The 12500-nt window shown below is 45.3% G+C and carries 8 protein-coding genes and 1 rRNA gene (1 of these 9 running past the window's edge); all 9 read right to left on the bottom strand.

The annotated features are described in order from the left end of the window. Positions 1–1338: ribosomal RNA gene (locus tag QNH36_RS00045) — 16S ribosomal RNA — on the bottom strand (it extends 212 nt beyond the left edge of the window). A 378-nt stretch (positions 1339–1716) separates the two neighbouring features. After that, positions 1717–2802 (bottom strand): HD-GYP domain-containing protein, encoded by a 1086-nt coding sequence (locus QNH36_RS00040; RefSeq protein ID WP_283904435.1) that lies wholly within the window; start codon positions 2800–2802, stop codon positions 1717–1719. A 93-nt stretch (positions 2803–2895) separates the two neighbouring features. Beyond that, positions 2896–5448, bottom strand: coding sequence for a DNA gyrase subunit A (gene gyrA, locus QNH36_RS00035; RefSeq protein ID WP_283904434.1), 2553 nt, complete (start codon positions 5446–5448; stop codon positions 2896–2898). Positions 5449–5660: 212 nt separating this feature from the next. After that, positions 5661–7592: a DNA topoisomerase (ATP-hydrolyzing) subunit B gene (gene gyrB, locus QNH36_RS00030; protein ID WP_481825297.1), complete on the bottom strand. Its 1932-nt coding sequence runs from the start codon at positions 7590–7592 to the stop codon at positions 5661–5663. Between the two features lie 160 nt (positions 7593–7752). Next, entirely contained in the window at positions 7753–8001 is a 249-nt protein-coding gene (gene remB / locus QNH36_RS00025; RefSeq protein ID WP_283904433.1) for an extracellular matrix regulator RemB, read from the bottom strand. Between the two features lie 10 nt (positions 8002–8011). After that, on the bottom strand, positions 8012–9130 hold the full coding sequence (gene recF, locus QNH36_RS00020) for a DNA replication/repair protein RecF (protein ID WP_144479460.1): 1119 nt from the start codon (positions 9128–9130) through the stop codon (positions 8012–8014). Between the two features lie 19 nt (positions 9131–9149). After that, complete coding sequence (gene yaaA / locus QNH36_RS00015) at positions 9150–9365, bottom strand: S4 domain-containing protein YaaA (RefSeq protein ID WP_144479458.1); 216 nt, start codon at positions 9363–9365, stop codon at positions 9150–9152. Between the two features lie 471 nt (positions 9366–9836). Continuing rightward, complete coding sequence (dnaN, locus tag QNH36_RS00010; RefSeq protein WP_144479456.1) at positions 9837–10973, bottom strand: DNA polymerase III subunit beta; 1137 nt, start codon at positions 10971–10973, stop codon at positions 9837–9839. Positions 10974–11153: 180 nt separating this feature from the next. Beyond that, positions 11154–12500 carry a chromosomal replication initiator protein DnaA gene (gene dnaA, locus QNH36_RS00005; RefSeq protein ID WP_144479454.1) on the bottom strand — a complete coding sequence of 449 codons (1347 nt, stop codon included), beginning with the start codon at positions 12498–12500 and terminating at the stop codon, positions 11154–11156.

Below are 12500 nucleotides of genomic sequence, written 5' to 3'. Positions count from 1 at the left end.
ATGCAGGCGAGTTGCAGCCTGCAATCCGAACTGAGAATGGATTTATGGGATTGGCTTCACCTCGCGGCTTCGCGACCCTTTGTTCCATCCATTGTAGCACGTGTGTAGCCCAGGTCATAAGGGGCATGATGATTTGACGTCATCCCCACCTTCCTCCGGTTTGTCACCGGCAGTCACCTTAGAGTGCCCAACTGAATGCTGGCAACTAAGATCAAGGGTTGCGCTCGTTGCGGGACTTAACCCAACATCTCACGACACGAGCTGACGACAACCATGCACCACCTGTCACTCTGTCCCCCGAAGGGGAACGCCCTATCTCTAGGGTTGTCAGAGGATGTCAAGACCTGGTAAGGTTCTTCGCGTTGCTTCGAATTAAACCACATGCTCCACCGCTTGTGCGGGCCCCCGTCAATTCCTTTGAGTTTCAGCCTTGCGGCCGTACTCCCCAGGCGGAGTGCTTAATGCGTTTGCTGCAGCACTAAAGGGCGGAAACCCTCTAACACTTAGCACTCATCGTTTACGGCGTGGACTACCAGGGTATCTAATCCTGTTCGCTCCCCACGCTTTCGCGCCTCAGCGTCAGTTACAGACCAGAGAGCCGCCTTCGCCACTGGTGTTCCTCCACATCTCTACGCATTTCACCGCTACACGTGGAATTCCGCTCTCCTCTTCTGCACTCAAGTTCCCCAGTTTCCAATGACCCTCCCCGGTTGAGCCGGGGGCTTTCACATCAGACTTAAGGAACCGCCTGCGCGCGCTTTACGCCCAATAATTCCGGACAACGCTTGCCACCTACGTATTACCGCGGCTGCTGGCACGTAGTTAGCCGTGGCTTTCTGGTCAGGTACCGTCAAGGTACCGGCAGTTACTCCGGTACTTGTTCTTCCCTGACAACAGAACTTTACGACCCGAAAGCCTTCATCGTTCACGCGGCGTTGCTCCGTCAGACTTTCGTCCATTGCGGAAGATTCCCTACTGCTGCCTCCCGTAGGAGTCTGGGCCGTGTCTCAGTCCCAGTGTGGCCGATCACCCTCTCAGGTCGGCTACGCATCGTTGCCTTGGTGAGCCGTTACCTCACCAACTAGCTAATGCGCCGCGGGCCCATCTGTAAGTGACAGCCGAAACCGTCTTTCAGCTTTCCCTCATGTGAGGGAAAGGATTATCCGGTATTAGCTCCGGTTTCCCGAAGTTATCCCAGTCTTACAGGCAGGTTGCCCACGTGTTACTCACCCGTCCGCCGCTGATCTTCAAAAGCAAGCTAATGAAGATCCGCTCGACTTGCATGTATTAGGCACGCCGCCAGCGTTCGTCCTGAGCCAGGATCAAACTCTCCAAGAAAGAGTTATGAGTTAGCTCATAAGTTAAAACGTTGGCTCATGTCTTCTATTAATAGAAGCATGATAATTTATTGTTTGTTGACGCTTGTTTGTTTAGTTTTCAAAGAGCAATTTGTTACCTCGTCGCCCGTAAGCGACTTTATTAATATAACATTTTCTTGCTGTATAAGTCAATAACTTTTTTCAAAAACTATTTAATTGAAGTTGTTGTTTCGCTACTGACTTTGAAGATTATATCAGTCATATAACTATAAAGCAATACCTTTTATACAGTTTCTCATTTTTGTTCAATAATTCTCTTCATAGCTATTTTTCAACATATTGTTTATATCTTCACAGCATCTCTGAAAATAAAAAAGCTGGCATACACAGCCAGCTCTTATTGGATGATTTCCTCGATATGCAAGTATCTGTTCTTCTCCAGAGCAAGGATCTGATCCGACTCCAGCAATTTCACCAACGGCCTTGCCGGATTCTTTTCCTCTACAAAAATGATTTCTGCACCCTGGCCATCCGATAGACGGATTTTGGTGCCTACGGAATAATTCATAATCGCTGAACTTAATGCCTTCAATGCCGTTATATCAAACTCTCCGAATAACTCCTCATTGATCATTTCCAGCACTTTGAATGGCGAGTGCTTTGGTTTGTAGATCCTTTCGGAGGTCATTGCGTGGAATGAATCGGCCACCGCAAGGATTTTTGCAAATGGATGGATCCTGCTTGCCTTTTCGCCAAATGGATAGCCGCTTCCGTCCATTCTTTCATGATGATGAAGAATGGCAATCTTCGTAGCATCCTTCAGCAATGGGCTGTTCCTGACCATCTGGTAGCTAAATGTTGGATGTTTTTTGATTTCCTCGAATTCCTCAACCGTTAAAGTTGTATTTTTGTTGAGGATGCTCGGGCTGATTTTTGCCATGCCGCAATCAGAAAGACATCCAGCAAGCGCAATTTGGGTCACTTCCCCTTTGCTGTAATTTAATTTTTTTGCGATGAAAGCACTGATAACCCCTACCGCCAATGGATGGTCATAGAGATATTCAGTCTTGGTAGAATAATGATGAAGGTTGAATATATCCGACGAACTCATGTCAGTTTGCTCAATTAGCGGGACAATGATCGACCTTAGTTTGGCAATATCAATCTGCATTCCTGATTGCCAGGAAATGAATTCTTTCTTGAACTCCTGCTTGGCCTGTAAAAACAACTCAACAAAAGTACGTTCGGTCCTGTCGGATTTCAATGAAAGATTCTTATCTTTTCCAGTCGAAGGGGCTGTGCATGGCAAACCATTCACCAGCGTTTTCTCTACTTCTACTTCCTTGACCAGAAAGACTTTCAGAATATCGATTAGATGCTCTGATAAGACTGTTTTCTTGCTCATGATGGGTCTATTCGTTTTACTTAGAACATCTTCAGTAAGGATACAGCCCTCTTTTAGGTTGTCTACTAATACGCGCAAGGCTATCCACTCCGGAATTTTAATTTTCTTACAATTATTTTACTTTATTTTACCAAAAAAGAGGAACACATTTTTGTGTTCCTCTTAAAAAGTTTATTCTTCTTCTGATTCGTTTGGTGTTTCGGCTGATTCTGCTTCTTCACTGCCAACCTCTTCTGGGTCGACGATTGCTTCTGCATTCTCATCCTCTTCCAGTTCTTCCGGCTTATCTTCTTCCTTGTCGACCTTCGCGACTGTCGCAACATACTCATTTTCTGCTTTGTTCAGACTGATGAGTTTAACACCTTGTGTATTACGGCCTGTCATGGAAATCGAGCTTACAGGAATTCGGATCAGCACGCCCCCTGTTGTGATCAGCATCAGGTCTTCTTCACCTGTCACAACCTTCATCGTGACAAGGTCACCATTCTTATCGGTGATATTGCATGTCTTGATTCCTTTACCGCCGCGTCCTTGCCTTCTGTATTCTTCGGAAGGTGTCCTCTTGCCGTAACCGTTCTTGGTTACAACAAGGATTTCGGCACTTTCTTCAAGGACTTCCATGCCGACAACTTCGTCACCTTCAGACAGGGTGATTCCTTTTACCCCGGTGGCTGTACGGCCCATAGAGCGGACGTCTGTTTCAGGGAAGCGGATCAGTAAGCCATCTTTTGTGCCGATGATCATTTCCTTGCTTCCATCTGTCAGACGAACGGAAATCAATTCATCGCCTTCGCGCAGGTTAAGGGCAATCAGTCCATTGTTGCGGATATTCGCAAATGATGAAAGCGGTGAACGTTTTGAAATTCCTTCTTTGGTTGTGAAGAACAGGAACCAGTCATCGACAAATTCGGACACAGGAATGATGGCATTAACCCATTCACCTTTCTCGATCTCCAATAGGTTGATGATTGGAATTCCCTTCGCTGTACGGCTGAATTCAGGGATTTCGTAACCCTTCGAACGATATACCTTTCCTTTGTTTGTAAAGAAAAGAATTGTATCGTGAGTGGAGGTCGTGATTAAGTGTTCAACGAAATCATCTTCATTCGTACCCATCCCCTGGATACCGCGGCCGCCGCGGCGCTGTGCCCTGTATGTCGATACTGGCAGGCGCTTTACGTAGCCGTTATGGGTAAGGGTGATAACAATATTTTCACGAGGAATCAGATCCTCATCCTCGATCATTTCAAGACCGCCTGAGACAATCTCCGTGCGGCGCTCATCATTGAAGCGCTCTTTGATTTCAAGAAGCTCTTCACGAATGATTTCAAGTACCTTTTCATTGTCAGCAAGAATTGCTTTCAATTCTGCGATCAGCTGCATAAGGTTCTGGAACTCTTCTTCGATCTTTTCGCGTTCCAGGCCTGTAAGCCTCTGCAGACGCATATCAAGAATGGCCTGTGCTTGCTTTTCGGATAGATTGAACTGTGTCATCAATCCTTCTCTTGCGATATCTGTCGTGCGTGAGCTTCTGATCAGGCTGATGACCGCATCAAGATTATCAAGTGCGATTCGCAACCCTTCGAGAATGTGGGCACGGGCTTCTGCCTTCCTGAGTTCAAACTCCGTGCGACGTCGAATGACGACTACCTGGTGGTCAAGATAGTATGTCAGACATTGCTTCAGGTTAAGAACCTTCGGCTGTCCATCGACTAAAGCAAGAAGGTTGATACCAAAGCTTGTCTGCAAGGCAGTTTGTTTATAAAGGTTATTTAAAAGGACATTGGCATTCGCATCCTTGCGAACTTCAATTACAATCCTCATACCCTTACGGTCAGATTCATCCCGTAAGTCTGTGATGCCGTCAAGCCTCTTGTCGCGGACTAATTCAGCGATTTTCTCAATCAGCTTGGCTTTATTGACCTGGTATGGAAGTTCCCTGACGATAATGACTTCCTTGCCATTTGATTTCTGTTCGATTTCAACCTTCGCTCGCAGGGTAATCGAACCGCGACCAGTCTCATAAGCTTTACGGATGCCGCTGCGCCCTAAGATCAGTCCTGCTGTCGGGAAGTCAGGCCCTGTGATGATTTCCATCAATTCCATGATGGTCATGTCAGGGTCTTTACTGATGGCCAATACGCCATCAATAACCTCGCCAAGCTGATGCGGCGGAATGTTAGTTGCCATGCCGACCGCGATACCGGAAGTACCGTTAACAAGCAGGTTAGGGAACCTTGAAGGCATGACAATCGGTTCTCTTTCAGAACCGTCATAGTTGTCCTGATAGTCGATTGTATCTTTATTGATGTCACGCAAAAGCTCCATCGAAATTTTGGACATACGCGCTTCTGTGTAACGCATCGCCGCTGCAGCATCGCCATCGACAGATCCAAAGTTGCCATGTCCATCGACTAACATATAGCGATAGTTGAAATCCTGCGCCATACGGACCATTGTGTCGTATACAGCAGAGTCACCATGCGGATGATACTTACCAATTACTTCACCGACGATCCTCGCCGATTTTTTATAGGCCTTGTCTGAATGCATGCCGAGATCATGCATTGCATATAGAATCCTTCTATGTACGGGCTTTAAGCCGTCACGGACATCCGGAAGCGCACGAGCTACGATTACACTCATGGCATAATCCAGGAAGGATGAACGCATTTCCTGGCTAATATTAATCTCTTTCACACGAGAGTTTGGTGTCTCAGCCATTTAAGAGAAACCTCCTTTAGACGAAAAGCACAGGCGCTTAGGTTTAGCGCGAATGCCAATCACTAATCTAGTAATCAAATTACATATCATTATTCCATAAGAAGACAGGGGCTTAGCAGCCCGGTTCAATGCAGCCTTTTTCAAGAAAAATCAGGATAGAGGACGTACCTTCTATCCTGGAAAAAGAATCGTACTTTTCAAAAAGAGCCTTATTAAATATCCAGGTTCTTTACATAAAGTGCATTCTGCTCGATGAAATTGCGTCGTGGCTCTACCTTGTCACCCATGAGGATTTCGAAGGTTTCATCCGACTCAATTGCGTCCTCAAGGCTTACCTGGAGCAATGTCCTTGTCTCAGGGTTCATTGTCGTCTCCCAAAGCTGTTCTGGATTCATCTCGCCAAGACCTTTGTAACGCTGGATGCCTGGTTTTGGCTGCTGCGGAAGCTCAGCAAGGATCTGATCGAGCTGCTTGTCGTTGTAAGCATATTCGATTTTTTTGCCTTGCTGGATTTTATATAATGGCGGCTGGGCAATATAAATGTAACCAGCTTCAAGAATTTTTCTCATATATCTGTAGAAGAACGTCAATAATAAAGTACGGATATGAGCGCCATCCACATCGGCATCAGTCATGATGACAATTTTTTGGTAACGTGCTTTGGAAAGGTCGAAATCTTCGCCGATTCCTGTTCCGATTGCCGTAATAATTGCTCTTACCTCGTTATTCGATAGGATTTTATCCAGACGTGACTTTTCAACGTTCAGGATTTTCCCGCGCAATGGCAGGATTGCCTGGAAGTGGCGGTCACGGCCCTGCTTGGCGGAACCACCCGCAGAGTCACCCTCTACGACATATATTTCACTGATTGACGGATCCTTTGAAGAACAGTCAGCCAGTTTGCCCGGCAAACTTGAAATTTCGAGCGCACTCTTTCTTCTGGTCAGTTCACGCGCCTTTTTCGCAGCGAGTCTGGCTCTTGCTGCCATTAAGCCTTTGTCGACAATCTTCCTTGCGACATTCGGGTTTTCAAGCATGAATTTTTCGAAGTGGTCGGAAAACAGCGTGTCTGTTACCGTACGGACTTCCGAATTACCAAGTTTTGTTTTCGTCTGGCCTTCGAACTGAGGGTCAGGGTGCTTGACTGACACGATTGCCGTCAGGCCTTCACGAACATCATCTCCGGAAAGATTGGAGTCACTTTCCTTGAAGATGCCATGCTTACGGGCATAGTCATTGATGACACGAGTCAAAGCTGTCTTAAAGCCTGATTCATGCGTTCCACCTTCATACGTGTGGATATTATTCGCGAAAGAATAGATGTTGCCAGTGTAGCTGTCGTTATATTGGAGAGCGACCTCGACAGTGATGCCTTCCTTTTCACCCTCAATATAGATTGGATCTTCATGGAGTACTTCCCGCGTGCGGTTTAAATGCTCAACATACGATTTAATTCCGCCTTCGTAGTAATACTCATTCTTTTTGCCTTCGCCGCGCTTATCCTCAATCGTAATCTTGATTGCCCTGTTCAGGAAGGCAAGCTCGCGCAGGCGGTTTGCTAGCGTATCATAGTCATATTCCAATGTTTCAGTGAATATTTCCGGGTCAGGCTTAAAGTGGACAGTTGTTCCCGTATGGTCCGTTTCGTCAATGATCTTCAACGGATCACCGACAGCACCTCGTTCGAATTTTTGGTAATGGACTTTGCCATCACGGTGGACAAATACTTCCAGATACGTAGACAGGGCATTGACAACAGATGCACCAACGCCGTGGAGTCCTCCGGATACCTTATAGCCTCCGCCGCCGAATTTACCGCCGGCGTGAAGGACTGTCATGATGACCTCAACCGCAGGACGTCCCATTTTCTCGTGGATACCGACAGGGATTCCGCGGCCATTATCCTTTACAGTGATACTGTTATCTTCTTCGATTATGACGTTTATTTCATCACAGTAGCCTGCAAGAGCTTCGTCTATACTATTATCAACGATTTCCCATACAAGATGGTGCAGACCTTTTCCACTCGTTGATCCGATATACATCCCTGGACGTTTGCGTACCGCTTCCAGGCCTTCGAGCACTTGTATCTGGTTTTCATCATACGCTTGTCCCTGCATGGATTGTTGTTCCTCCATTGCCATATCGATCACCTACACTTTCAATTTCACTCATCTTTTTTCTAAATCGGTTCTGTAAAATAAAACAGCGGATTTACTGAAAATTTCCCAGCTACAATCATTTCAAGTGGGCATTTCCGCACACATCGTGTTTTTCGACATTTTTTGCGGATAAGCCGATCTATTAAAACTCCTGAACGGATAATTTTTGTGAGCGTTTCTTCAAAGTCCCTGATGCCAGTGGGGAATAATATATATGATTGCCTGTTACGACGATTGATTTGGCCGACCCTTTGGCCAGCTGGACAATCTCCCTGTCCTGCCGCTCGATGAATTCCTCCATGAAAGGAGAAGAACTGGCGCTTTCCATGTCTAATATCGCTATGATATCTTTCGTCCTGACAAGGACCTCTTCACCAACATGCAAATACATCGTGTCCACCTCATTGGATTCTTGACATTTCGCCGGTCTTCACGTTATATGTGGCCGCTTCCCTTAATGTCTGATGGTCAATCCCATCCACACTGGTGGTGGTGACAAAGGTTTGAACTTTCCCCTGGATGGTATTCAATAAATGGGATTGGCGATAATCATCCAGCTCAGACAGGACATCATCAAGCAGGAGGATTGGATACTCACCGATCTCCGCATTGATCAATTCGATTTCAGCCAGTTTCACCGAAAGCGCAGTCGTCCGCTGCTGTCCCTGGGATCCGAAAGTCTGGACATCCCGGCCGTTGACGAAAAATTGCAGATCGTCCCGGTGCGGACCGAACATCGTCGTTCCCCGGTCAATCTCTCTTGTCTTTATTTTAGCAAATTTTTCTTCATACACTGCTATCATTTTCGACAAATCATCACCTTCTGATACCTCTGCAGAGGGTTTATAGATGATTTTCAGGTCTTCCAGCCCTCTTGAAATTCCCTGATGGATGGGCAATGCCCATTGTTCGAGCAAATTCAGGAACTCAAACCGCTTAAGAATGATCCTCGCGGCCGCCTGGATAAATTGTTCAGTCAGGATATCAAGCATCGTCTGGTCTGTCGCTTTTTTGATCTGCAGCTGCTTGAGATAATGATTCCGTTGCTGGAGGATTTTATTGTACTGGCTGATGTCATGCAAATAGACTGCCGATACCTGTCCTATTTCCATATCGACAAATCGTCTTCTTACCTGAGGGCTACCTTTTACAAGGTTCAGGTCCTCTGGTGCAAACATGACGACATTCATGTTGCCAACATACTGGCTTAGCTTGCGCTGCTCCAGATGGTTGACTTTTGCCTTTTTGCCTTTTTTGGAAATGACAAGCTGCATGGGCAGCGATCCGTTTGTTTTTTTAATCCGTCCCTCTATTTTAGCATATTCCTCGTCCCAGCGAATCAAATCTTTATCATTTGAGGTCCGATGTGATTTTGCCATTGCAAGCACATAGATGGATTCCATGACATTTGTTTTCCCCTGGGCATTTTCGCCAAGGATGACATTCACCTTATTTTCAAATGTCGCCTCGAGCCCCTGGTAATTGCGGTAATTCCTTAATTGCAGTTCCTCTATATACATGAACAGTTCATCCTCTGGATTATTGCATTATGACGAACTCGCCAAATCCAGGTATTGCAACCTGGTCTCCGGAACGAAGCTTTCTTCCTCTTCGCTGATCTTGTTCACCATTGATAAAAACATCGTGTTCACTTAAAAACCACTTTGCCATTCCGCCGGATTGAATCACATCGGCTAATTTAAGGAACTGGCCAAGCGTAATGTATTCGGTATCGATTTTTATTTCCTCATTCACGATTCTCACCCTTTTCTTCCAAAAGGACTTAATACTTTATTTTACTAAATATTTTCCATAGAAACAAATTTTCTTATTTTTTGCCTGTAACCTTGGCCTTTTGATTTTCGTTCCAGGCGCTTCGCTTTCTGCTGGAAGAATAATGAAAAAGTCCAACTGCCGGCTTTTTCAAAAGGCAATTCTTCCTAACTGGCGCTGAGCCTCCTCGCCGCCTTTGGCGTCTGCGGGGTGCAAATGATTCCTCACGTGAATCATTTCACCTAGGTCTCTCCTATCCAGCTGATCCCGCAGGACATTGACTTGGCTTCCTTGAACCGGCCCACGCACGAAGGAAATGCGTTAGCAATTTCGAGGAGTCTTCGCGCCTTCCACTGCAATCAACAGGTGCTAAATATCATTTTTGTCTAAAATAAAGTCTATTTTTCATATATAAAAAAAACCACCAGCAATAAAACTGGTGGCGTTATGGAATTAGTAAGTTCTTACAGGCAGGATCAGCTGCAGGATGGAATCATCATGAAGCGGACGGATGACGAATGGTCTCATCGCGCCTGTGAAGCTGATCTGGATTTCTGTTCCCTCTAGTGCTTTTAAGGCGTCCATCATATATTTGGCGCTGAAAGAGATTTTCAGTTCTTCACCATCGATAGACTGGCTCTGGATTTCTTCGACAACAGTACCGATTTCTGGTGTGTTGGAAGAAACTTCGATGGCTCCGCCTTCGATTGTGGAAAACTTGACGACATTGTTTCGTCCCTCTCTAGCGAGCAATGAAGCACGATCAATAGCATGCAGGAATTCTTTTGTATTCACGACAACATCTGTTTTGCTTTCAGTCGGAATCAGCCGTCCTGTGTCAGGATAGTTTCCTTCAAGCAATCTTGAGAAGAATAACAGATGCTTGGCTTTGAATAAAACCTGGTTTTCGGTAATGACGATATCGACTGAATCAGAGCTGTCATCGAGGATTTTGCTCAACTCAGTCAAGCTTTTTCCTGGAATGACCACATTGTAGTTCTCGGTATTGTCAGCCTCTAGCCTTGCCTTTCGCAATGCCAGTCTGTGGCTGTCTGTTGCAATACAGATCAGTTCATTGTTTTCGACCTTCCAGTTTACACCTGTCAAGATCGGGCGTGTTTCTGAGGTGGACACTGAAAAGACAGTCTGGCGGATCAGCCCTTTTAATAAGTCTGTCGGAATCTTGAATACATGCTCTTCCGAAATTTGCGGAAGGTGTGGATATTCTTCTGCATCAAGGCCATTAAGGTTGAATTCGGATTTTCCAGAACGGATGATCGTCTGCAGATTATTATGGACTTCGATTTCCACTGTGTCTGTCGGAAGCTTTTTAACGATCTCACTAAAGAAACGCGCCTGCAGAACAATGGATCCTGGCTGTTTGATTTCAACGATTTCATCCCCTGCTTCTTCTTTAGGAATGAAAGATTCAATGGAAATATCGGAATCGCTGCCTGTAAGAGTTACTCCCTCTTCATTTGCAACAATCTTGATACCAGTCAAAATAGGGATTGTCGTTCTGCTTGTTACTGCCTTCATGACGTCCTGGACGCTTTGCAGCAGAAAATCGCGCTGGATAATAAATCTCATTTTTTGGCCTCCGTTTTGGAATATTTTTTTCTTAAATGCATATATTAATATGTTTTAAAAAGTAATAGAAGTACTAGTAGGGCCTGTGGATTTGTGGATAAGTGATTTGATCAAAGGAAAGACAGCCTATCCACATGTGGACAGACTGTGCGTAACCAATGACGAGTTATTCACATTATCCTAAACCCTTAATTGTTCATTTATATCTTTTAACTGCCTTTGCAGATTTGTATCAGTTGAAATCATTTTAGAAATTTTCTCATGAGCATGGATGACGGTTGTATGGTCACGTCCTCCGAATTCTTCCCCGATCTTTGGAAGAGAGAAATCTGTCAGCTCCCTTGATAAGTACATGGCGATTTGCCTTGGATAAGCGACGGATTTTGTCCGTTTCTTCGCTTTGAAATCCTCGAGCTTAACATTGAAATGCTGCCCAACGACTCTTTGGATATCCAGGATTGTAATCACCTTTGGCTTCGAGCTCGGAATAATATCCTTCAATGCCTCGGCAGCCAGGTCTGCATTGATATCCTTATTGATGAGTGAAGAGTACGCGACCACACGGATCAAGGCTCCCTCAAGTTCACGGATGTTGGAGTCGATCTGGTTCGCGATATAAAGCATGACCTCATTAGGAATATCCAATCCTTCTGCTTTCGCTTTTTTGCGCAGGATCGCGATTCTTGTTTCCAAGTCAGGCGGCGTAATATCAGTGATCAAACCCCATTCGAAACGGGATCTCAGCCTGTCCTCAAGAGTCGGAATTTCTTTTGGCGGACGGTCACTGGAGATGACAATCTGCTTGCTTTCTTCATGCAAAGTATTGAATGTATGGAAAAATTCTTCTTGCGTTTGTTCTTTCCCCGCCAGGAACTGAATATCATCAATAAGCAGTACATCAACATTACGATATTTATCGCGGAAATCTCCTGCTTTGTTGTCCCTGATTGAATTAATAAATTCATTTGTGAATTTTTCAGATGACAAATAAACCACTTTCGCATTCGGATTATGATCCTGGACATAGTGCCCAATTGCATGCATCAAGTGAGTTTTACCAAGTCCTACGCCCCCGTAGATGAATAAAGGGTTATAGGCTTTTGCCGGCGCTTCAGCTACTGCAAGCGACGCCGCGTGGGCGAAACGATTGCCTGATCCAATGACAAAAGTATCGAATGTATACTTTGGATTCAGCATGCTGACTGGCAAATCGGGCGTGTCTTCTTCCTTCTTGACCCTTCTGGGCGGCAAGGGAATATCAAGATCTTCTTGATTCTGGTTTTGGGGAATGATGAATTTAACAGCAAGCTCTTCACCAGTAATTTCATACAAAATGCCGCTGATGAGCTGGGAATAGCGCTCTTCCAGCCAATCGCGGGCAAACTCGTTCGGTGCTGTAATCGTAAGGACATCACCCTGGAGCGAATGTGCTTTGGTTGATTTTAGCCATGTATCAAAACTGGGCTTACTGATCTTTTTCTCGATTTTAGCGAGAGCATTATTCCAGAGATCTGCAATATTCTCCAA

The sequence above is a fragment of the Mesobacillus sp. AQ2 genome (genome assembly GCF_030122805.1).
Taxonomy (GTDB): Bacteria; Bacillota; Bacilli; order Bacillales; family Cytobacillaceae; genus Mesobacillus; species Mesobacillus oceanisediminis_A.
This window is presented reverse-complemented; position numbering and strand designations above follow the sequence as displayed.